17 protein-coding genes are annotated in these 22057 nt (G+C 60.9%); 10 read left to right on the forward strand and 7 right to left on the reverse strand.

The features are described from left to right. The first annotated feature begins 3 nt into the window (after window positions 1-3). From HYT87_09510 to HYT87_09540, 7 genes are all read left to right on the forward strand, one after another. The gene (locus HYT87_09510) at window positions 4-2139 is read left to right on the forward strand and encodes a hypothetical protein (protein MBI2059993.1); all 2136 of its coding nucleotides are present in this window, start codon (window positions 4-6) and stop codon (window positions 2137-2139) included. 5 nt (window positions 2140-2144) lie between these two features. Further along, window positions 2145-3578 (forward strand): hypothetical protein, encoded by a 1434-nt coding sequence (locus tag HYT87_09515; protein MBI2059994.1) that lies wholly within the window; start codon window positions 2145-2147, stop codon window positions 3576-3578. Next, window positions 3575-4321, forward strand: coding sequence for a nucleotidyltransferase domain-containing protein (locus tag HYT87_09520; GenBank protein ID MBI2059995.1), 747 nt, complete (start codon window positions 3575-3577; stop codon window positions 4319-4321). The genes HYT87_09515 and HYT87_09520 overlap by 4 nt, the downstream gene beginning before the upstream one ends. 86 nt (window positions 4322-4407) lie before the next feature. After that, the gene (locus tag HYT87_09525) at window positions 4408-5154 is read left to right on the forward strand and encodes a TPM domain-containing protein (GenBank protein MBI2059996.1); all 747 of its coding nucleotides are present in this window, start codon (window positions 4408-4410) and stop codon (window positions 5152-5154) included. A 27-nt stretch (window positions 5155-5181) separates the two neighbouring features. Beyond that, a complete protein-coding gene (locus tag HYT87_09530; protein ID MBI2059997.1) occupies window positions 5182-5757 on the forward strand; it encodes a LemA family protein in 576 nt (191 codons plus the stop codon). 19 nt (window positions 5758-5776) lie between these two features. After that, window positions 5777-6250, forward strand: coding sequence for a peptidylprolyl isomerase (locus HYT87_09535; protein ID MBI2059998.1), 474 nt, complete (start codon window positions 5777-5779; stop codon window positions 6248-6250). A gap of 72 nt (window positions 6251-6322) precedes the next feature. Next, entirely contained in the window at window positions 6323-8155 is a 1833-nt protein-coding gene (locus HYT87_09540) for a phosphoenolpyruvate carboxykinase (GTP) (protein MBI2059999.1), read from the forward strand. A gap of 52 nt (window positions 8156-8207) precedes the next feature. Here the strand turns inward: HYT87_09540 and HYT87_09545 are convergent, their stop codons facing one another. The 6 genes from HYT87_09545 to HYT87_09570 form a co-directional block, all read right to left on the reverse strand. Then, window positions 8208-9611, reverse strand: coding sequence for a radical SAM protein (locus HYT87_09545; GenBank protein ID MBI2060000.1), 1404 nt, complete (start codon window positions 9609-9611; stop codon window positions 8208-8210). Continuing rightward, window positions 9544-11490: a universal stress protein gene (locus HYT87_09550; GenBank protein ID MBI2060001.1), complete on the reverse strand. Its 1947-nt coding sequence runs from the start codon at window positions 11488-11490 to the stop codon at window positions 9544-9546. Before HYT87_09550 ends, HYT87_09545 begins: the two co-directional genes overlap by 68 nt. A 109-nt stretch (window positions 11491-11599) precedes the next feature. Then, window positions 11600-12313, reverse strand: coding sequence for a carboxypeptidase regulatory-like domain-containing protein (locus HYT87_09555; GenBank protein ID MBI2060002.1), 714 nt, complete (start codon window positions 12311-12313; stop codon window positions 11600-11602). A 58-nt stretch (window positions 12314-12371) separates the two neighbouring features. After that, window positions 12372-14669, reverse strand: coding sequence for a c-type cytochrome (locus tag HYT87_09560; protein MBI2060003.1), 2298 nt, complete (start codon window positions 14667-14669; stop codon window positions 12372-12374). Beyond that, window positions 14666-15457, reverse strand: a complete 792-nt coding sequence (locus HYT87_09565; protein ID MBI2060004.1) for a cytochrome c — start codon at window positions 15455-15457, stop codon at window positions 14666-14668. The genes HYT87_09560 and HYT87_09565 overlap by 4 nt, the downstream gene beginning before the upstream one ends. Window positions 15458-15466: 9 nt before the next feature. Further along, window positions 15467-17206 carry a cytochrome ubiquinol oxidase subunit I gene (locus HYT87_09570; protein MBI2060005.1) on the reverse strand — a complete coding sequence of 580 codons (1740 nt, stop codon included), beginning with the start codon at window positions 17204-17206 and terminating at the stop codon, window positions 15467-15469. A gap of 148 nt (window positions 17207-17354) precedes the next feature. Here HYT87_09570 and HYT87_09575 point away from each other — a divergent pair, with 148 nt between their 5' ends. Genes HYT87_09575 through HYT87_09585 form a run of 3 tightly spaced genes read left to right on the forward strand, consistent with a single transcriptional unit; the run spans window position 17355 to window position 20181 of the window. Next, a complete protein-coding gene (locus HYT87_09575) occupies window positions 17355-17993 on the forward strand; it encodes a class I SAM-dependent methyltransferase (GenBank protein ID MBI2060006.1) in 639 nt (212 codons plus the stop codon). A 9-nt stretch (window positions 17994-18002) separates the two neighbouring features. After that, window positions 18003-18614 (forward strand): hypothetical protein, encoded by a 612-nt coding sequence (locus HYT87_09580; protein ID MBI2060007.1) that lies wholly within the window; start codon window positions 18003-18005, stop codon window positions 18612-18614. 34 nt (window positions 18615-18648) lie between these two features. After that, window positions 18649-20181, forward strand: coding sequence for a GMC family oxidoreductase (locus HYT87_09585; GenBank protein ID MBI2060008.1), 1533 nt, complete (start codon window positions 18649-18651; stop codon window positions 20179-20181). Here HYT87_09585 and HYT87_09590 read toward each other — a convergent pair. Next, a complete protein-coding gene (locus HYT87_09590) occupies window positions 20178-21923 on the reverse strand; it encodes an acyl-CoA dehydrogenase family protein (protein MBI2060009.1) in 1746 nt (581 codons plus the stop codon). The genes HYT87_09585 and HYT87_09590 overlap by 4 nt on opposite strands. Window positions 21924-22057 lie beyond the last annotated feature (134 nt).

Below are 22057 nucleotides of genomic sequence, written 5' to 3' on the forward strand. Positions count from 1 at the left end.
CGGATGAAACGACCGAACGGGATGCGTCGCCTTTTCTCCTTACCTCTTTCCTCTTTTCTCTTTTCTCTGGTTCTCATCTCCTGCGCTGACGTGACCCTCAAGGATAAGGAGAAAGACAAGCTCTCCCAAGGGCGTCAGCAATTGGATGCGGGCAACTTCGACGAGGCCCAGAAGGCCCTCCGTGAGATCGTCCAGGGAAATCCAGAAGCGGGTCAGATTCCACTCAACCCGAACAATTCTGAAGCTCGATTCTATCTTTTCGTAGCCCAGTTGCAGGGTTCCCTCAATGCACTCAGCACGCAACTCGGCCCGATCATCGATCTCCTCGGTGGCTCGGGCGACAGCGCCTCCAAAACGTGCGTGCCCGGTTCTCCGACGGGAACGAGTCTCTTCGGGGTCAGCCACCGGGCGCCGGGGTCTCCGGCAGTCGGCGCGCATCGCCCGCGAAGATCGACGGCTCGCCTCCAGTCCGGCGAACTGAACGGTCTGAATTACCTGGTCCTCTCCATTGTGAAGGGACTTCTCATCGATCAAATGCGCTCCATGGGCGACAACCTCCGTGCCATCACGGAGGATCGGGATTTCGAGATCGTGTACGACCCGTTCCCGATCAAGCTGGGCGACACGACGCTGATCGACCTCGGCGGCCGGTTTGATCTGGGTGAAATTCATCTCTTCATCGCCGTCACGGAGCTGCTCGAAGCGCTGGGCCACGCGCTCCTCACGATCAATCTGGACATGGACCTCGGCCCGATCCTCCAGCTCGTGGCGGATCCCTGCGCCTCCACCGATCTGGGCAGTGTCATGAATACGGTCGTTCAACTGCTCAACCGAAGCCCGAATTTCCTGACGCTGTCGCCGGTCGGCGCGGGTGAGATGCGGGATTTTGTGGACATGACCTTTGCGAGCGTGGGCGAGATCGTCAACGCCGTTTTCGTCACGGCCACACAGAAGGCCAGGCCCGATGACTTCTTCGCCATTGACACCCGGCTGGTCCTGCCCACGGACCCCACCTGCACTCCCGCTCCGCCCGATTCCGCAACGAAGCCGGTGAAACGGATGTGCATCATCATCCATCTTAAGGCAGGAGATGGAACGCCCGTGGAACTCGGTTTGCCTCTCACTAAAGATTTGGTGGTCGCCGCCGCCGGAATGGGAGATGCGCTCTTTCAAACCTGCTCGAACCGGGTGGTGGACGCGAATGGGAAGGTCGTCATGGGCGCGAACGGATTGCCGCTGGTGATCGAACCGCCCGGATGCCGGATTTCCTGGGCGCGCCACATCGTTCCTCTGATCGCGAATGTCGTCCCGCCGCTCCTTTCCTCGGGCGCGCTGTTTGCCATACTCGGGCCGATTATCTCCGGGAGCAGCGCCGAGGCCACCGTGAATCAGCTCGAAGGCGTGCTTACCGATTGCGCCCCCGTGCTCAACGCGGACATGCTCGGCTGTACGATGCTCAAGTTCATCCCCGATGCGATCGAGATCGACGCACAGGCTCTGCGGGGCATGGTGGATGCCACGCCGCAAGGCTACATTCGCGACATCCTTCCGTGCTGGACCTCGGGTTCGGACCGGAAAACGAATGGAGGGACCTACGGTTGTCACATCACGCCAGTGATGGGAGAAACGGAGTTCATCGACTCGCAGGGAATCGTGAATGAACGCTTCCTGTTCGAGTCGGAATGCGAGGCGAATCCGCTGACGATCCCGAGCGGACTCGTCTGTAAGAGTACATCCAACGACTACGCGCATTTTGATCACGCTGTTTTCGGCCGCCTGGGAATCGGACGCATCGAACGGGACGGGTTGACCAGTCCCTTCCCGTACATGCCGATGCGCGATCCGTCGATCTTCGGACTTCTCTGGCTCAATCCGGGCCCCTTCGGAGATGCGTACGCCGCCACCGCCACGCCTCTGGCGTTCGAGGTGGAGAATCGATATACCAAAGCCACCGTGAGAGACCTCAATCTGCTCGTGGCGCATCTCGGAATCATCCTGGGTCCGGCGCTCGGAGGAGACGTGACCTCGGCCGCGGGGCCGGTGGTGGAGTGTTTCTCCAAACAATTCGGCAAGGTTCCTCCGGCCCAGATCAACAAATGTATCGGGAGCGTGAGCGTACTCATCCCGACCTCTCTGTAGCTCGCGTGCGAAAAAGCCTGCCGGTCCTGACGTTGCTCGTGTCCCTTGCGGCTCCGCCGGCCGCTCGGTCCAATCCCATCGAACACTTCGGGTTCGGGTCGCGCAACTCCGCCCTTGGACTCGCGGGGATCGCCGCGGCCAATGATTCCTCCGCCGTTTTCTACAATCCGGCCGGACTGCTTCTGTCCCCCGGGAACGGCTACAATCTCGGCTACACCTTCACGCAGCCGGTCATCGAGTTTCAGAAGGGGGATGAGGAGTATCGACGCCTCCGCTCAAACATCATCCAAGGCTACCACTTCGGTTTCACCACCGTGTACGGCGGTTGGTTCCGAAGGAGAGCGGCACTCGGGTTGGGCATCTACATCCCCACCACCACGCTCCTTCGAGCCATCGTGCGTGGGGAGCAGGAGCCGAACTTCTACGTGTACAGCAACACGGAGGGCATCTACATCGGCCTCAGCGGGGCCGCACGGCCGACGAAATGGCTGCTGGTGGGAGCGGGTATCCAGGCGTTGGCAAGTTTGAAGGGTCCGGTGTTTCTCAACCTCCCGCCCATCAAGGTGAACATCAGTTCCCTCTCGGATATTTCCCAGTCGCTGGAAATCCGGGGCGAGATCAAAGCGGATCTCGATGTGGAGATCGATCCAAAGATTGCACCGATCGCAGGGGTCATGGTGTATCCGTTCGATTGGCTGCGCGCCGGAGCCGTCTATCGCGGAGCACTGTGGGTCCCCATTGAGCTGGCGCTCCGATTGAAACTCCAGGCGGAGATCACGGGGCTCGGGTCGCTCCAGATCTCCGAGTTGGAGCAGGCCCTGTCGGACCTTCCGCTCGCCGTGCGAACGAATGTGCAGTACCACCCGGAACAGTTTGGCGGGGGCCTGATGCTCCTGCCTCTCCGTGAGTTGGTTCTGACGGGGGACCTGACTTACAAGCGGTGGTCCAAGCTCAAGTCGAATTACGCCTCGCTCGGGGATGCGAGCAGCGGCGACAGCGTCGGGTTGAATGACCTCGTGCAGAGTCTGACGGCGATCTTCGGCGGGAATGTGGATCTGACCATTCCGCACTTGCCTGAGTTGAATCTGAAGGACACGGTCAATTTCTCGGGAGGGATCGAGTGGATGGTGATCTCCTGGCTCCGGCTTCGAGGAGGGTACAACCTGCGGCCGAGTCCGGCCCCGGCCCAGACCGGCAAAACCAACTTCCTCTGGCCGCATGAACATCTTCTCACCGGAGGTCTGGGTGTGACGTTCAAGGATCCCTTCGCCGCTCTCAAGCGGATTGCCGTGGACGGACACGCGCAGACCATGATCATGCAACCCTTGGATGCCACGAAAGATGCCCAAATCGTGCCCGTTGAAAATCCCGGTTACCCCTCATTCAAGACACGAGGCGGATTCCTGGGCGTCGGCTTGACGCTGACGGGGGTCTTTTGAGCGAGGAACCACAGGGAGTCCTCCCGCGAGAGTGCGAACTGGCCCTCGAAGGGGCGGTCGCGGATCTCCGCGGCCTTTTCGACACCGATCTTCTGAGCGTAGTGCTTTTCGGGAGCGGGGCGAGAGGTGATTTCGACCCGAAACGATCGGATCTCAATCTCCTGGTCGTCTTGAAGCAGGCCGATTTCGCGCGGCTGAAACGGATCGTGCCAACCCTGAAATCCTGGCGGAAGCGGAGGATCAGCACACCGTTGGTCATGGACCCGGCCTACATCCAAACGGCTCAGGACGTTTTCCCTCTGGAGTTCCTTGAAATGAGATGGGCGCATCGAGTGCTGCATGGGCCGGACCCCCTTGCAGCGATCGAGCCTCCGCGGGAGGCGCTTCGGCGCCAGTGCGAGCAAGAGGCACGGGGCAAGCTCCTCCATCTGAGAAAAATACTTCTGGAGACGGATCTTGATTCGAAGCGGCTGATGGACGCGGTCCGCCTCGCCGCGCCTGCCTTTGTTCGCATCGGCCGCACGCACTTGTATCTGAAGTTCTCAAAGGTTTCTCTCCAGGCCGATGAAGTGCTGAAAGGGCTCGAACAGGATCTCGGTCTCCCCTTGCAAGGTCTTGCCTCAGCCTGGGGATCGCGATCGCGGGTGAGCGGGCAAGGCGCCGATGCGGACAAGCTTTTCGCCGAACTCCTCGCCGATGTGGAAGCCCTCGTTGCCGCCGTGGATTCTCTCCACACTTCGTGAGGCAGGGCACAAATCTCCCCCTCCCCCTTGACGGGGGAGGGCTCGGGTGGGGGTGAGATCTGGCGACGGGGAATTCCTGGCTTGGCATGGGTGCTCTTCTCTTGGTGGCGGCCTCCGCAGCTCTCGCGGACGTCGTCCCCTTCACCGACTACGTCAGCGACTACGCCGAGGTGGTGCCCGACTCCACCGAGCGCGGTCTAAATTCGCTCCTGAAGGAACTCCAGGACAAGACGGGCGCCCAGGTCGCTGTCGTCACGCTCGGGACGACAGCGGGTGTCCCCGCAGCCGACTACGCCGTCGAGTTCGGACAGAAATGGGGAGTCGGGAAGAAGGGGAAAGACAATGGTGTGGTGTTTCTCGTCGCCGTCTTCGATCGGGAAATGTTCATGGCCACGGGTTACGGCGTCGAGGGCATTCTCCCGGATGGAAAAGTGGGCCGGATTCGCGATGAGGACGTGCTCCCACATTTCCGCTCGGGCGATTTTGGATCGGGTATTGCGGCCGGAACGTTGCGAATCGCCCAGGAAATTGCCCAAAGTGAACATGTGACCCTGGAAACGGTGGTGCAGGGGGTCGCGCCGGCGAGGGCGAGACCGCGCGCGACCGGGGGGATCGGGCCGGGGGCGATTCTTGTCGGCATGGTTCTGTTCATGATTTTCGTACGGCCGCTCATGCGTCGGCGGATGCTCGGGGCGTACGGAGGGCGTGGATCGGGATGGGGCGGGGGATTCGGCGGATTCGGGGGTGGTTTCGGCGGCGGGGGGTTTGGCGGCGGTTTCGGGGGAGGGCTGGGAGGTGGATTTGGTGGAGGCGGAGCGGGCGGAAGATGGTAAGATGAAGCGCTTTGGAAGGAGCGATGCATGAAGAATGGTCCATCCATAGGATTGATCCTGCTGGGACTGATCGCCGTCGTCGGGATCGGGAGCTGCGGCTACGTGGTCAGCGTACGCAACCGCTTCGTGACGATGGAAGAAGGCATCAAGGGCCAATGGGCGCAGGTGGAGAACGTTCTGCAGCGCCGGAGCGATCTCATCCCGAATCTGGTGAACACCGTGAAGGGCTACGCATCGCACGAAAAGGAAATCTTCGAGAATATCGCCGCCTCGCGCGCGAAGCTCGGCGGTGCGGGGACGATCGACGACAAGATCAAAGCGGCGAACGAAATGCAGTCGGCTCTGTCGCGCCTGCTCGTCGTCGTGGAGCAGTATCCCGACCTCAAGGCGAATCAGAACTTTACGGCGTTGCAGGATGAACTGGCGGGGACCGAAAATCGAATTGCCGTCGAGCGGAAGCGGTACAATGATGTGGTGCGCGACTTCAATGCCGCGATTCGGCGATTCCCGGGAAGCTCCATCGCGGGCTACATCGGCGCGAAGGCGTACCCCTACTACGGGGTGCCCGAGGAGAAAAAGGCCGTCCCGGAAGTGAAGTTCTGAAATGGGAAGGAGAAGTTCAATGCGAACACGGGTGATCGCGATCATGATCGGTCTGTGTCTGGCGGATGTGTCCTGCACGAAGAAAGTGAGCACGCCTTCCATCCCTCCGGAAGGGATCCAATCCAATGACATCCTCTCCCGGTCGCCGGTAACCGACCGGTCCGAGGTGAAGCACGTTCTGGTGGGATGGCGCGAACTGGCCGCGGCGTATCGGGGCCAGATCGATCCGCGGGCCTCGGCTCGAAACAAATCGGATGCAGAGCAACTCGCGTTCCAACTCCTCGGGCAGGTCCGCGGCGGCGAACCGATCGAGAAACTCATGTCGGAGTTTTCAGAAGACCCGGGGAGCGCGAAGAATGGTCAATCGTACACCGCCACGCCCGACGCTCCCCTGGTTCCACCGTTCAAAGATTTGTCCCTCAGGCTGAATGTCGGCGAGGCGGGCATCGTTGAAACGGTCTTCGGCTGGCACATCATCAAACGGGTTCAATAGTATATAAGGTGACAGTATACTGTTATTACTTCAAATAAAGTATACTGTCACCGAATATAGACGGGGGTCGCCCTGAGATTATCGGATTATCCACATGTCACGCGATGGGTGGACGACGTTGCCCGGTTGACCCTGCCGGATCGCGTGGTTTGGTGCGACGGAACCGACGAGGAGCGGATCCGGTTGACGGCGCAAGCCGTGGCCGAGGGGGTACTGATTTCCCTGGATCAGAAACGTCTACCCGGCTGCACCCTCCACCGGTCCCATCCAAACGACGTCGCACGAAGCGAACACCTTACGTTCATCTGCACACCGACATCGGAACAGGCGGGGCCGACCAACAACTGGATGGCCCCCGAAGAGGCCTACGAAAAATGCGGCGCGATTCTCCGGGGCGCCATGAGGGGACGCACCATGTACGTGGTGCCGTATCTGATGGGTCCTCCCGGCTCGCCCTTCAGCAAAGTGGGAATCGAACTCACGGACAGTATCTACGTCGTTCTCAACATGCGGATCATGACCCGGATGGGGAGGATCGCGCTGGACGAACTGGGGGCCTCCGAAGCTTTTGTACGCGGGGTGCATTCTCTTGGCGATCTGGATCCGCAACGGCGAATGATCTGCCACTTCCCGCAGGACCGGACGATTTGGAGCGTAGGCTCCGGGTATGGAGGCAATGCGCTCCTGGGCAAGAAGTGCTTTGCGCTGCGTCTGGGGAGTTGGATGGCGCGAGAGGAAGGCTGGCTCGCGGAGCACATGCTCATCATGGGGCTTGAAGATCCGCGGGGGCACATCACCTATGTGGCCGGAGCGTTCCCGAGCGCGTGCGGGAAAACGAACTTTGCCATGATGCAGCCGAGCGGACGATTGGGCGGCTACAAGATCCACACCATCGGCGACGATATCGCTTGGCTGCGGTTCGGTTCCGACGGGCGTCTGTGGGCCATCAATCCTGAAGCAGGATTTTTCGGCGTGGCGCCGGGGACAGGCAGGTCCACCAATCCCACCGCCTTGGAGATGGTATCGCGCAATACGATCTTCACCAACGTGGTGGCCACGCCCACGGGGACCGTCTGGTGGGAGGGAATGGAACCCCTGCCGGTGGGAAACGGTTACTACGACTGGAAAGGCCACCCGTGGAATCCAGATCTGAAGACCCCCGGCGCGCATCCCAATGCGCGCTTTACCACCCCGATCACGCAGTGCGCCACCTACTCGCCCAAGTGGGAGGATCCGCAGGGCGTGCCGATCTCGGCCATCCTTTTCGGGGCACGGCGGTCGAATTGTGTGCCGCTCGTGATCGAGTCCTTCGATTGGGCCCATGGAGTCTATCTGGGAGCCACGCTTGCCTCGGAGACAACGGCGGCAGCCGAAGGGAAAACCGGCCAAATCCGGCGCGACCCCATGGCGATGCTGCCGTTTTGCGGCTACAACATGGCCGACTATTTCGCGCACTGGCTGAAGATGGGGAAGGGCCGTGACCGTGAGGGGAACGGTCCTTCCGACCTTCTCGGCAGACAGGAAGTCGGCGATACGGGGAAGGGCCGCGCGAACATGCCGAGGATTTTCAGAGTGAACTGGTTTCGGAAAGATGAGAACGGGCGATTCGTCTGGCCGGGATTCAGCGAGAACATCCGGGTGCTCAAATGGATCGTGGACCGATGCGAGGGAAGGGCCGACGCGATCGTTTCCCCTCTGGGGCGATTGCCGGCGCCGGGCGCCATTGATATCGAGGGGCTCCCATTGGCGAAGGACACGATGGAAAATCTCCTCGCGGTGGACCGGGCGGGATGGACCGAGTTCGCCAACGCCGAACAGACATTCTTTGACCGCCTCGGATCCCGCATGCCCGCCGAACTACTTTCCCAAAGAACCTCCTTCCTGTCGCGCCTCCGGCCATCGTAGCGTCAAGGGGGCCAATGCTGAATGTTGAATGTCAACATTCAGCATTGGCCCCTTATGACTTTGGGTGGGAGGGAAAGCGGGCGGGCATGGAGGAACGGAGCTCGGTCATCAGATCGGTGGTGATGACACGCAAGCCGCGGGAGCGGGCGGCAGATTCGACGGCGTTGCGGACGATGCCGCGAGCGAAAAAGGGGACGTGATCGAGGCGGGCGAGGGCTTCGGGGGTCCATTGGACAGCGTCACCCCCACCCTGACTCTCCCCCTTCAAGGGGGAGGGGGATGTTGTTTCTCCGTGAATTGATGTCGTCGCTCCATAGAAACGATCGGTGGCGAGTGAGATCGTTTGGCCGCCGTGCGTGCCGGGCTGGTAGACGCACGAGGGGTCTTCCGCCAGGATATCGCCGGTCGCTGCGAAGGCTCGACATCGGCAGCCGCCGCAGAACTCGGTGAATTCGCATGAGCCGCAGCGGCCGCCGGGGCGTTCAGTCCGAAAGCGCGCGAGGAGTTCGGAGGAATTCCAAATCTGCCCGAAGGGTTGCTGTCGCACGTTACCGGCCGATACCGGCATGTACGGGCAGGGCGTGACATCTCCGGTCGGTCCAATTCGACAGTAGTAGGTTCCCGCGGGGCATCCACCCCCCCGGAACGTGCGGACGAAGGGCGAATCCTGATTCCGCTCCCACAGCACGCGCCGGTAGTGAGGCGCGCACTTCGCATTGATCAGAAGTGATCCTGCGTGAATCTCCTGCAAACGGGCCAGCTCGCCGAATGCCTCCTCATACTCCTCTGGGGAGAGGTCGCCCAGTGCAGCGCCTCGACCGGTTGGAACAAGAAAAAATGCGTTCAGCGCCGTGGCGCCTTGTTTCAGACAGAAGTCGGCCAGCGCTGAAAGCTCGCCGACGTTCGCGCGTGTCAGAGTGGTCTCGATGAGAAAAGGCAGTCCTTCAGCCCGCATCACTTCCACGCCGGCCATCGTATTCTCCCACGCCTTGGGAATTCCCCGAAACCGGTTGTGCTTCCGGGGATCGAGCGAGTCGACGCTCACGCCGACACCTTTCAGTCCGGATTGGACCAGTCGTCGGGCGACGTCACGGTCCATCAGGCCGCCATGACTCCCCAGGACCGGCCAGAAGCCGATGGCGGCCGCTTCACGGATCAGATCGAAGATGTCTTTTCGGAGGAGCGGTTCACCGCCCGTGAGGATCAGAAAGGCTTCGGGATTGAGCTCGGCCAGTTGCGAGAGGACGTCCCGGCACTCCTCCGTGGTGAGTTCGTCGGCACCCGATTCCTTCCCGGTGGCGTCGATGTAGCAGTGGACGCAGGCGAGATTGCACCGGCGCGTGAGATTCCAGGAGACGGTGAGCGGAAGGAACGGCGGCGACGTGACGCTACTCAGGATTCTCGGTCCCTGGGTCTTCGCTTCGGCGGGGCAATTCTCCGATCCCCGAAGTCTCACCCGTGCTGAGACCGGGGAGGCGGCGCTCCACCCGTTTCAGGTCATCTGCAATGTTGTCCAGCGCGGCCTTAACCACCTCGAAGGTCACGTGCTTGATGCCGGTCTTCTCGGCGTGGCTTTCCACGGCCTCCTTGATCCGTTTCCGAAGGAATCCCTCCGGGTAGGCCTTGATCGCCTCGAACGCATCATCGGTCCACTTGCACTGGTACCCGCCGAGCAGATCCCCGAACCCTTCCTCCCTGAACATCTCCTCAACAAACTCTTTAGGTATGATGGATAACTCTCTGATTCTTGCATTTTTCTCTATGCGAGCGCGGAGTCGGCGCTTGGTGTACCCCTGCGGGGCCTTCGCGAGGGTATTCCATGCTTCATAGGACCATCGCATCCGGGCGCCGTCAAAGGTTTCCTCCACCTGCGGTTCACCCTGGCCCAGGGCGAGTGCTTCCAGTGCCTCCTTGTCCAGCGGACCGAACTCCTTCGCGGAACAGACGGGGCATTGAACGGGAGATTCCATTTTCGACACGTATCCGCAGTTCGCGCAGACTTGGAGGCTGACCTTGCCTGTGGCGACGGCTTGGTAGACCATCTTGACCGCTGCATCCGCCAGCATCCGGGCCGCCTGTTCCGGAAACATCTGTCCCATCGCCTTGTTGATGACGCTGTCCGTAATGACCGTGTGGCCCATTTCGAAAGCGTATCGGGCCACCACCATGCGGATCAGGTTCCGGCGCATTTCAGGCACACGCTCGAGCCGCTTTTCGGCCTCCGGCGACCACGTGAGGTACTGTTTGGTGCGCAGGTCCAGCGGCGGAAGGTATTTCTGCGTGCTCACGAAGACGTTGCAGGGGGCCATCCGCAGAAGGTTTTCCGTATTGTTCCCGATGTCGAGATCCTCTCCGCCGTGGTAGCCGACCTTGCCCAGAACGAGGAGCCAGGGATTGGACTCTTTCGCGTATTTCAGAATTTTCGGGTAAGCCTTGCCGTCGAGGAGCGTGGTTTTGAGCGTCACGCCCTTTTCCTGGGCGACCTCCTTCGCCACCTGGAGATGCGTTTGATAGATCCGTCCCAGCCCGGTGTCGATGATTTCTTCATGGAGTTTTTCCTGTTCCTTGAAACGGAAGACCTTCGCGCCTTCTTCCGACAGGACCTTGGAAATCATGTGGAAGAGAACGTAGTGAAGATAGGGATCGTACACCGCGACGGCCTCGACTTCCTTGTTGAACACCTCGGCGAGTTTGAAGGCGGTCAGGAGTGCCGCGAAAGAATGAGGAGAACCGTCGATGCCGACGAGGATTCGACGCCCATGGCCGTTGGCATGCGCGCCTTCCCGCGTCGCTTCGCTCCCGGGACGGCGAAAGGATTCGTTATCCGGAATGACGCCGCCTCCCTCCGTTTCCCGCACGAGGAGGAGATCCGCCTGAGTCCGCCGCGCGACGCGTTCGCACACGCTTCCGATCATGCTGTCCTTCGTGGCGCCCATGCCGAGCGTGCCCATGACAACGAGGTCGTATTGACTCTCGCGGATGTCCTTGACGAGGGAGCGCCAGTGCAGTCCGTCGATGATCTTGCCCGAGTAGGGCACCGATTCCTTCTCACACAGGAGCTTGACTTGGTCGAGGTAGGAATCGGAGATGAGCCGGAGGCCCATGGTGATGAGCGTGTCGTGCAATTTCCTCTGCCGCTCCATCTCCTTCTCGTTCAGGAACTCCTCCGGCAAGGTGTATTCCATCTGGCGGAAGCGGACATCATGCAGGGCGGCGGCATAAACGTGAGAACCGACCACCGTGGCGCCGGTACCCTTGGCGATCCGAACCGCCATGTGCGCGGCGGCCATCGAATGGTCGCTCTGGTCGTGAGGAACGCAGATATTACGCCACATCGGCTGTGAACCTCTCAGGCGCAGGGATCGATAGAGACTTCGCGAGTCCAGTTAACACGTCGCCGATCACCATGATGAAAGACGGGTCGTGAGGGGGGGTCCCCAACGCCTATTTTTTCCCCAAGGAGAAGTCGGCCATGACTGTCTTTCCGCCATCCACGGTTACCTCTTTTATGGCCTTGCCGAGTTTCTCGTGCCAGACCTCCACGGAGTACTTTCCCGGGGGAACGTCGGGTAGCGCGAAGGAGCCGGAGGGGTCCGTGACAGCGTAGTAGGGATGCTCCACCACTTGCAGCCAGCCGTGCATCCATTCATGGGCGTCGCAACGCACCTCGATCGTTTCCGCTTCGGCGAAGTTCGAGCCCTCCACCGTCATCTGTTTCTTGAACTTGGGCATGGCCTTGTTGAAAGACGGATTCTTCGCGGCGAAGGTATGAACGTTGTGAAGAATGCCGTCCGAATTCAGAATGTCGAGCGGCGCGCCCTTGGGCACGAGCACGACGTGTGGTGTGTATTCGCACGCTTTCTGGTCCAGCGCCTGCTTCGGGAGCGCCATTTTCTTTCCCTTGTCGATGTTGACGATGCGGACCACGGCGTTCTGAAGCCCGCCGTCCTTCGTAGCCAGCACATCCGGGGCCGTCTTTTCCTTGCCACAGACCTCCTGGTCCTTGCTGGTCGCAATCTTCTTCGCCGCCGGGACCGGACCTGAGATTTTGACTTTCCCCGAGATCGCCCCACCGCCGGAGACCGCTATCTCCTGATAGGCGAGAGCCGGGGACATGATGCACGCCGACAAGATCAGTGCCGCTAACCATCTGCTCATTGGAACCTCCTTAGCCTCTCTGATGACGCCTGAAAATTAGTTCCGAATTTCGGTGGTGTCAACCCCTTGTCCGCTTGGCCACCCAAACTTCCGCCGCGAGGGCGAGGAGCCCGAACAACACGGAATAGGCATACGACTTTTTCGACGGCTTCTCTTTCAACATCAGGTGGTACCATGCGGAGAGGGAACATTTCCCTTCCGTTTCCCCCTGGGATCCATCCCACGTGAGGAACCCGACCGGAATGTACTCGCCGGAGGGAAAATCAAGATCTATCTCGTCATCGGATTGGAGTGGACGGGTGAACACGACCTTGTAGCGTCCGTTCAGGTAGGACTGACTGCCCGTCACGTCCTGTTTCTCCTGCTTGACCCACGTCCCCACACCGTTGGCCGTGTATTCGCCGATCTCTTTCGATTCGGAGTCCCACGACCAGAGGTTCACCGCCTTCTGCGGGTCACCCATCACGAAATGGGGCTTCTCCATTCCTTTCATCAACGTCTCCGGGAATTGGAGTGCCGCGCGGTCCGCGAAGACGGGTGCGGGAGGCGCGGGCGGCGCCGACGAATCCGTGCCGGGTTTGGGCTCGATCGGCGTCTTGGGATCGCTCAGGGTAGGATCGTGCCACTCCAGGAGAAAAGCGATCGACTTGCCGTCATGGAAAGCCTTCACGGACACGGAGTCGTTGGCCGGCTTGGTGTTTCTCGGCGGGATCACCATTTGGCCGAGGAGGGGAAAGCGCGAGTACGTCACTTTGTCCCACTGGGGATCATCGAGGGTCGTCGGCAATTGGGTCGAAAACTCCGCCAGGAGCAAAGTCGCCGGTTTGGACTTCGGCTCCATGGACAACGTTTCCACATAACGAGCCACATCCCATAGATCCTCCGGTTTCTCGACGGATTCGGCGAAGGCCGGCATGGGGGTGCCCTGAATGCCGGTATAGAGAGTGGTGAAGATGCTCTGGGCGGAGTGGCCCCGGCGGAAATTCCAAGGCTTGGAAAGATTCGCCGGGGAGATCCGCTCGCCCCAGTCATCCTTCAAATCTTTCGCCGAGGGGCCATCCGCGAGTCCCTCCCGGCCGTGGCACTTCCAGCACTCGATATCCTCGTAGAGCTGCTTGCCGCGGGTGAGGCTTTCGGGCGTCGAGGGTGTTTCGGCAACCACCGGAATCGCCTCGGGCTTGGAATCGGAGAAACGGGGCGAGAAGGCCTTGATGTAGGCGACCAGATCTTTCATCTGTTTCTCGGTGAGCGAGTCCCTCCAGCCGGGCATGGTGGTGCCGGCCAGACCTTTCGCGATGGCGAGAAAGAGATCTTCATCCGAAGGAACCATGCCTTCTTTGGTGTGCCTGATTTTGTACAGGCCGCGGGTGAAATCGCGCGCGACGGGGTAAATGAACTCTCGGGCGGGGCCGTGTCCGTCGCCATTCACGCCGTGGCATCCCGAGCACTTGCGATCGTACAGGATCTTGACCTCCGAATCGGCCGCCGAGGCGGGCGCAGCCGGCTCTGCCGGAGTCGGTTCGGCGTAAGCGCTCTTCATGCCGAAGGATTTGTACATGGCGTGACGTCGCGATCGCGCATCGCCGCCGGAAGCATGCTCGTGCTCTGCCGCCTCCCAAGTCCGCGGTTGGTATCCGGACGCATCGTAGATGAAGAGGATGGCTTTCCAAATCTCGTCCTCGGTGAGTGTGTCCTCCCATGCGGGCATGGCCGAGTTCCAGGGTTTGCCGCCGCTCGGGAGTCCGCGCCAACCCAGCGAAACGCGCCAGAAGACGAACGACTCCTGGAGCTGGGCGATCGTGCCGGCGTCGCGGAAGTTGGCCGGGATGGGGTTCAGCGCGCCCGCGAACGGTCCGTTTCCATCGAGATTGTCGCCGTGGCAGTAGAAGCAATTCTTGAAATAGATCTCCTGTCCTTCGGTGATGTGTTTGGGCAGGTTTTCCTTGTCCTCGCGCAGGGGATTGGCCAGGCCCTGGATATTGAACGGTCGGCCCTTGAAGGTGATTTCGAGCGGCGGCTCAGGATGAATGGTCCGCGATTCGGCGGGTGGGAGGTATTGGGGCGTGAGTTTCTGGAAGACGAAGGTGCCTGCGCCCAAGGGAAAGAGAATGAATAGCACAAGGCGGACCGCCTTGAGGGCGGCGGTCCGCCCGGACAGTGTGTCCAGGATCGGCGTGTAGAAGCGTTTGAACCGTTCCTCATCGGAGGACACGTAGAGCAGAAGGGCCGCGAAGAGGAGCGCGCGGTACATGTTCATCACGAAACCTGGAATCGGCGGCCGGACGAGACCGAGGGCGAAGAGAGCCAGCGCGTAGATCAGGGCGAATTGAAGGAGGGGAGATTTCAGAAGTTTCATCTGAGGGTCATCAGGAAGGCCACGATGTCATCGATCTCTGCCGGCGTGAGACGGGTTGCGAAATCGGGCGGCATGACGCTTGGAGGATATCCAACCGCGATCTCGGCGTTCGGTTCCAGGATCGATTTATGGATGAATTCCTCTCCCTTCGCCGAGATCTTGCTGAGATCCGGTCCGAGCACCGCGGCGGCATTTGGATTTCCGGGCACGATGTGGCAAGCGCCGCATGCGGCCTTGGTGAGGAATAGCTGCTTCCCGCGTTCTTCAGGAGTGAGGGGGGTGAGGTCGACCGGCTTTTCTTCCTTGGCCGCTGCGCGGAGAAGGGTCTTGAGGTGTTCCATGTCGCATCCCGGTTGGGCGCCGAGGCTCTCCATGTAGTTGACCACGGCCCACATCTCGAACTCATTGAGCATGGCCGGCGGCTTGTTCGCGGGCGGCATGATGGGGGGAAAACCTTCGACCACGAAGGCCTGGGGTTCGGCAAGGGACTGATACAGATATTCCGAGGCTGTCTTGCCCGGGATTCGCTTGGCCGCGCGCACCCCGATGCCCGAGTAGGCCGGACCGCGGCCGTCCGGTGGATCGATGGTGTGGCAGACCAGGCATTGTCCTTTTCCCGTAAGCGTTTTCTTCCCGGCCTCGATCACCTGGGCGCACGTCAGCGTATCGGGATTGAGCTTGATCTCCTCCGGTGGGAGGGATTCGCTCTGGGGGATTTTCGTGACGAACCAGGCATAGAAACCGGTCACGGCGACGACGAAAAGCAGGATGCGTCCGATCACCTTCATGCGGTCACCTCAGAGCGATACTTCGACCTTCTTGTTGATCTTGCTTCCGAGGAAGAAGACCAGGCCGATGAACAGGAAGAAAACGATGACGCACAAGGAGACCATGCCCCCTGAGAAACCGTGGGTGGGAAGATAGGCGCCGGCCGACGTATCCTTGAGCGATCCATACACATGCCAGAACTGGCGGATGCCGGAGCGGATGTAACCCATCAGGCCCATCAACCAGATGAAGGAGATGGTCAGGAACAGGAGAACGTACTGGGATCGCGCGGGCATCTGCCCCCAGCGGATCGGACCGATGATGCGGGCCCCACGATAAAGGAGGACGTCGATCAGCGTTCCGAAGATGAGGACGGCCGCGACGGCTTCCACTTGGTAGACCGAAAAACCGACTCGGACGATCGCCGGAACGAAATAGCCGTATACGCCGAGGAATATCACAATACCGGCCGCGCCGATGACCAGCAGGGCAAGCAGGGAGTTGCCCAAGGCCTTCCATCCGGCCATACATTCCTTGTTGGCGCGCCGGTAGAATAGGAAGCTCAGGTAGGTCGTGAGGATCATGAGGTTCACGGCGGTGTTCTTGGCCGACATGACTCCGAGGACGCCGAGCACCGGGTGGTGCGATCCGCCGAGCGCGCGGGCTTCCTCCAGGGAGGCAACCAACGAGTGCGGCGTGAGCCAAACGGCGTAGCAAAGCGTCAGGACGATCAGGAGTGGAGGGATGGCTCTTTTATATCGCCGGGCGCCTTCGATCTTGCCCATCGCCATCCAAAGGTAGTAATTCAGACCCATGAACAGGGCGCCGATGATCGTGGCCTGAACGATCCACAGCCACGAGAAGCTCCCGCCCATCATGGACACGCCCATCTGCTCCGAATACGCGTAGATTTCCCTCGCCAAGTAATAGCCCATGAAGGGCAGCGGGATGAGCGCCGAGATCATGATGAAGTTGCCGATGTAGCCCATCCAGTCGAAGTAGGCGCGATCCTCATCGGTCTTGGCCGAGAGGAATCGGAAGGCGGCGTAGGCGGAGGCGACGGCGCCCCCGAAGGCGACGTTGGCGACCATGCGATGGAGGTTGAGGGGCATCCAGGCGTACGTTTGGATCACCTTCGACATGCTCTCGCGCACGCCGGCATCGGACACGCCCTGCGGCGTCATCGTGTAGGCCACCCATGCGTTGGTCAGGAACACGATCGTCGTCCCCACGAGATTGAGGAGCACTCCGATCAGGATGTGCAAACCTTTCCTCTTGGCCATCTTGTCCCACGTCAGGAAGTAGACTTCGACAAGAATGACCTCCGCGAAGAGCAGGCCGATGTAGACAAACCACGTCGGCTCGAAAATGTTCTTCATATGAACGAAAAACTTCGGGTAGAAGATGGCGAAGGCGACAAGCATGCCGCCGCCGGTGAGAGAGGTGATCGCGCCGGCCAGGGCGAACAGTTTGGTGAAGTCCCATGCCAGGAGATCCATCTTGGCGTCCTTGGTCCGCCAGCCGATGACCTCCACGATGACGGCGAAGATCGGCACCCCAAGCATGAATGCGCCAAGCATGAGGTGAAGCTGCGCTACAACCCAGATGATGAGCCGCGAGCCGCCGCGGCCAAAGTCCCGGTAGTCCGCATGGGGGAGCGTTTCGTTGAGGACGTAGATGACAAGGTAGGAAACGACGAGGATGGCGAGAGTCTTGAAGACGCCCTTGAACACCCCCCCCCCGACACTGTGGTGGGCGTCAGAATTCATTCGACGGGCAACAAGTCCCTGTCCCGGCAAGCGCATCGCGCGTCACTCTATTCAAACGAGGCGGCAAGTCAAGCCATTTCGGAGCGACATTCCATGATCCACGTCAGTGGAAAAAGGTGAAGCACTAATCTAGAGTAGTCAGGTCACGATGAAGAGAAAGCAATTCCGGACGTTCCTGGGGCTCCAGAGAAATCGCTGGATCTATAGGCTGTTCTACCTTCGAGGGGTCCGAAATACTCCGTGGCACGATGAGGAACCGATGCCGACGCTCTTGAAATGGCATCGTGAACGGAAGCTGCCGCGTCGAGGGCGGGCATTGGACCTGGGATGCGGCGGAGGAACAAACACGCTCTGGCTTGCACGGCAGGGGTTCGACGCCACGGGAATCGACATGACTCCGCGAGCAATCGAGTACGCGCGGGACAAGGCGGAGAAAGCGAACGTGAAGGTCCGCTGGATCCTGGGGGATGTGTTGGCTTCGGAAGTGGGCGACGGCTTTGATGTGATCCTCGATCGCGGGTGTTACCATTCGCTGCCCGAGGAAGCGCGAGAAGTCTATGCCGAACGCATCCGCTCCTGGCTCCGTCCTCGCGGCGCCTACGTGCTTGGCTGCTTCGTGTGGAGCGGATTCGGCGAGTGGTCGAGACCGTGCCCCGCGCCTCGCGTGCCCGAGGGGGAGCCGGTCCGCCTGTTCGTCCCGCCATTCGTCCTTCGGGATCGGGAGGAGTTGAGGGACAGGGTGGGTGCCGTGAAGACTCGATTTGCGATCCATCTCTTCACTCGTTAGCATGCGCGAGTGAATCGGAACGATCTGGCGACGGAGATCGAGCGCGCGGCGTCGATTCTCCCCCGGCGTGGTTTCTTGAAGCTCGCGGGAGGGGCCGCGGTGGCCGGTCTTCTGCCGACGTCCTGCGCGGATCTCCCGAGGCATCTTCAGGTTCCGCCGAGCCGGCCACTCAAAGTGCTGAAGCTTTGGGAGTACGCTTTCATCACCGCGATGACCCGGCGAATGTTGGGACGGCGACCCGCCGAAATGATCGATGCCCGCGAAGTCGATCCGGCGGTGTACCTCGACGATATTCTTCCGCTCCTTGATCCCGGAATTTATGAGCCTCTTCGGTATGTGTTCGGTCTCGTGGAATATTTTCCTTGGCCCATTCTCCCCAAATGGGGCCGGTTCACCCGTTCCTCGGAAGAGGTGCAGGACCGCGTGCTCCTGGATATGCAGGATTCGAGATCTGAGGTTCTTCGGGCGGCGTTTACAGCCTTCAAACTTTTGTCCGGCCCGTCGTTCTACGCCCATCCTGCGGCGTGGAAGCTCATGGATTATCCCGGACCGCCGTGGCGGGCGCCCGAGCGTCACGCCGAATCGATGAGATATCCGGCCTCCTGGCCTGCGATTCATTGAACATGGATCGCTGCTGAATGATCCATTTCGTTCCGTGATTATCGAGGCCCGCGACCTCAAGGGTGACTTCGTCCAGTCGGCCGATGCCGTGGTCGTCGGAACCGGTGCCGGTGGCGCGCCTGCCGCGGCCGTTCTCGCCGAAGCGGGAATGAAGGTGGTGGTCCTCGAAAAGGGCGGCTACTACCTCTCGAACGAGTTCAACGGCGATCAAACCGACATGACGCGCCGCCTCTGGGTGAACGCCGGATTCAACTCGACGAAGCATGGTGTGGTTACGCTCCTCCAAGGGAGCTGCGTGGGGGGATCGACGCTCATCAACATGTGCCTCTCGTGGAAGACTCCCCCGGAAACCTTTGAGCGGTGGAAAGAAGAAACAGGTGTGGAAGGATGGACGCCTGAGACGCTGGCCCCGTATCTGGACGAGGTCTGGCGGGCGATCCACGCGGAAACGGCGACGCGCCCTTACATCAATCGAAACAATCGAGTGTTCGAAATGGGCGCTCAGTCACTCGGATGGGACGTGGTTCCGATGGCGCGCAACGTGAGCAACTGCCAGAATCTGGGCCTCTGCCTGTACGGCTGCCCGGTGAACGCGAAGCAGTCGACCCTCCTCACCTACATCCCCAAGGCGGACGCCGCGGGAGCGACGATCCTCGCGGGAGCGGACACCCAGCGGGTGCTCACCGAGAACGGGCAGGCGGCGGGAGTGGAAGGGATCCTCCGGGATCGCGATACGCGAAAGCCGATTGGAAGCTTCAAGGTGAAAGCGCCGATCGTCTGCCTCGCGGCCGGCGTGATCGAGACCCCCGGCATCCTTCTTCGGAGTCGGTTGGAAGGGCGTCATGACACCGCGGGGAAATTCCTCACCATGCACACGCACACGTTCTGCTACGGCATCATGGATGAGCCCGTGCATCTCTACTACGGCGCCCCGCAGACGATCGCCATCATGGAGTTTGCCGACGTGCTGGGGAGGCGAGGTCCGGGTTTCATCATCGAAGCCCTCGGAGTCCATACGGTGAATTTCGCGATGCTTGGTTATGGGATCGGGGAGATGCACGCCGAGCAGATGAAAAAACTGGACCATCTTGCGATGGCGGATGCGATCCTTCGGGATCGAACGCGCGGTTACGTGGAGCTGACGGATGCGGGCCTGTCCATGGCCGTTTACGAATACACGGCAGGAGACTTGGCCCTGATCCGGGAATCGGTAAAACGAACGGCGGAATGCCTGCTCGCCGCCGGCGCGCAGAACGTGGTGCTTCCAGGCTCACGTCTCGGTCCCATTTCGAGCCGGGACCTGCTCGATGAAGCGGCGGAAGCAGTCAGCCTCCATCCGGAGCACCAGGCCCTGGCCACGGCCCATTTGTTTTCGACGGCCAGAATGGCCGGCAGTCCCGAACTCGGCTACTGCAATTCGATGGGTGAGGCGTGGGCGACCAAGGGGCTCTACATTACGGATGCTTCCGCGCTCCCGGCCAACGTCGGCGTGAACCCGCAAGTCACCATCATGGCCGCCGCCCTGCGGATCGCTCAGGGGATCGTCGAACAGCGCAAACGGGGCTAGATCTCGGAGGGAGAAACCTTCCCGTAGCGGAACATTGCGTCGAAGTGCTTGAGCGCGGCCTGCTCGATGGCGCGGGGCGCGGAGCGGGCAGGGGGAGCCAGCCGATTCTCACAATACATTCGGGCGATGAGGGCCTTTCGTCCGGACCCCGCCTTCGAAATCTCCTCCGATGCCTCCTCCACGAGAAGCGCGCCTTGAACCAAATCACAGAACAGATCGGCCAGGTGCTTCGACATCGCGAGCGCCTCTTCTCCATCGGCGGACGCCATCCGAGTCAGGGCGTCCCGGGCGACACCCAATCCCGCCTCGATGGCTTTTCGGGGGCCTTGGAGCGACGAATGCTTGGCCTGCCCCGCGATGGAAGCGACCCGCTGAAGGAGCGGTTCGTGTGATTGATGCTTCGCCATGGCCCGGAGGGAATCCAGCACCATGATATTGTCGGCGCCTTCCCAGATCGTGTGGCATTGGGCGTCCCGGAACTGCCGCGCCATCGGCCAATCCTCGATGTAACCATTGCCTCCGACGACCTCAAGGCTCTTCGAGGCGCACTCGATGCCCTGTCGCGTGGCGCGCATCTTGGTCAACGGCGCCAGGATCCGGAGATAACTCGCGGCGTTCTCGTCGCCCTTGTTCCGGGCCTGATCGGCCACGCGGGCGCATTCGAAGACCATCGCGGAGGCGGACTCCGATTCCATCTGAATTTTGAGGAGATCCTCGCGCATCAACGGCCAGTCGGTCAGCCTCCGCCCGAACGCATCGCGCCGCGAAGCGTAGATGGAGGCTTCGAAAAAACTTCTCCGGGCGATGCCGGCGCCCATGATCCCCACGCCCACGCGGGAAAGGTTCACCATCTCCATCATCCGGTTGATGCCGTGCTCCCAAGGGTCCTGGGCGTTGCCCTGAAGGATGTAGGCCTCGGCATCGACGAAATCGACTTCGGCCGTGGGAACCGCGCGCGTTCCGAGTTTGTCCTTGATTCGGCGGATGTGAATGCCGTTCCGCGTTCCGTCGCGCTTCGTCTTGGGAACGGCGAAGAGGCCGATCCCCTTGATGCCTTCGGGCGCGCCCACGGGCCGGGCCACGGTCATGATGACTTTGGCGTCGACGTTCGAGCAGAACCATTTCAAACCATTGAGGAGCCACGTATCGCCGCTCTTGCGGGCCGTGGTGGTGAGGACGCCGAGGTCGGAGCCGCCGGTGCGCTCGGTGAGAAACATCGCGCCGTCCCACGCTTCGTCATAGTTCATCGAGCGCATTCGGGGGAGGAATTCGGCCTTTACGCGATCGTCGCCATACCGTTCAATCAATTCCGCGGCGCCCGCCGTCATCCCGATCGAGCACAGCATGCCGGTCTCCGCCTCCGCCAGGAAATAGGAGAAGGCGGTCATCATCGAGGCGGGAACCGGCCGGCCCCGGCGCTTCGCCTCGTCGCTCCAAGGAAGACCGTTGAATCCGTTGTTCCACAAATCGCGTTTCGTCTCGATGGCCGTGGGGTGGTGGACGACTTCGTTGATCTCCATGCCGTTGCGGTCGTACTTGACCAGCTTCGGCGGGTTCTTGTCGGTGATTTCCGCCCGCTGGGCGATGGGTCCGCCGCACACGGCGCCCCATTTCTTGAGCCAGCCCTCCGACCACGCAAAGTCCTCGGGGGGGATGGACTGGCGCATCAGGAGCTGCAGATCGGGATCGATCTCGTACCAGTTGAGGCCGATGGCGGATTCGTACTTCGAATAATCAATCATGGGCCGACCTTATCGCGGTGAAATTGGCAAGTCAATAGTAGGAGAGAGTGACTATCCGTCAGTGCGGACCGGCTGCTTTCAGTGAACGTTGCCGCTCTCGTAGGGAAACTATGACGGTGGTCAGAAATACTGGG

It is taken from the genome of Nitrospirota bacterium (assembly GCA_016180645.1).
GTDB lineage: Bacteria > JACPQY01 > JACPQY01 > JACPQY01 > JACPQY01 > JACPAV01.

Bases quoted from the DNA above. Each gene is read 5' to 3' on its own strand.
- HYT87_09575 (MBI2060006.1), top strand. From the start codon at position 17,355: ATGAAGAGAAAGCAATTCCGGACGTTCCTGGGGCTCCAGAGAAATCGC.
- HYT87_09530 (MBI2059997.1), top strand. From the start codon at position 5,182: ATGAAGAATGGTCCATCCATAGGATTGATCCTGCTGGGACTGATCGCC.
- HYT87_09590 (MBI2060009.1), bottom strand. From the start codon at position 21,923: ATGATTGATTATTCGAAGTACGAATCCGCCATCGGCCTCAACTGGTAC.
- HYT87_09525 (MBI2059996.1), top strand. From the start codon at position 4,408: ATGGGTGCTCTTCTCTTGGTGGCGGCCTCCGCAGCTCTCGCGGACGTC.
- HYT87_09570 (MBI2060005.1), bottom strand. From the start codon at position 17,206: ATGAATTCTGACGCCCACCACAGTGTCGGGGGGGGGGTGTTCAAGGGC.
- HYT87_09555 (MBI2060002.1), bottom strand. From the start codon at position 12,313: ATGAGCAGATGGTTAGCGGCACTGATCTTGTCGGCGTGCATCATGTCC.
- HYT87_09550 (MBI2060001.1), bottom strand. From the start codon at position 11,490: ATGTGGCGTAATATCTGCGTTCCTCACGACCAGAGCGACCATTCGATG.
- HYT87_09510 (MBI2059993.1), top strand. From the start codon at position 4: ATGAAACGACCGAACGGGATGCGTCGCCTTTTCTCCTTACCTCTTTCC.
- HYT87_09565 (MBI2060004.1), bottom strand. From the start codon at position 15,457: ATGAAGGTGATCGGACGCATCCTGCTTTTCGTCGTCGCCGTGACCGGT.
- HYT87_09560 (MBI2060003.1), bottom strand. From the start codon at position 14,669: ATGAAACTTCTGAAATCTCCCCTCCTTCAATTCGCCCTGATCTACGCG.
- HYT87_09535 (MBI2059998.1), top strand. From the start codon at position 5,777: ATGCGAACACGGGTGATCGCGATCATGATCGGTCTGTGTCTGGCGGAT.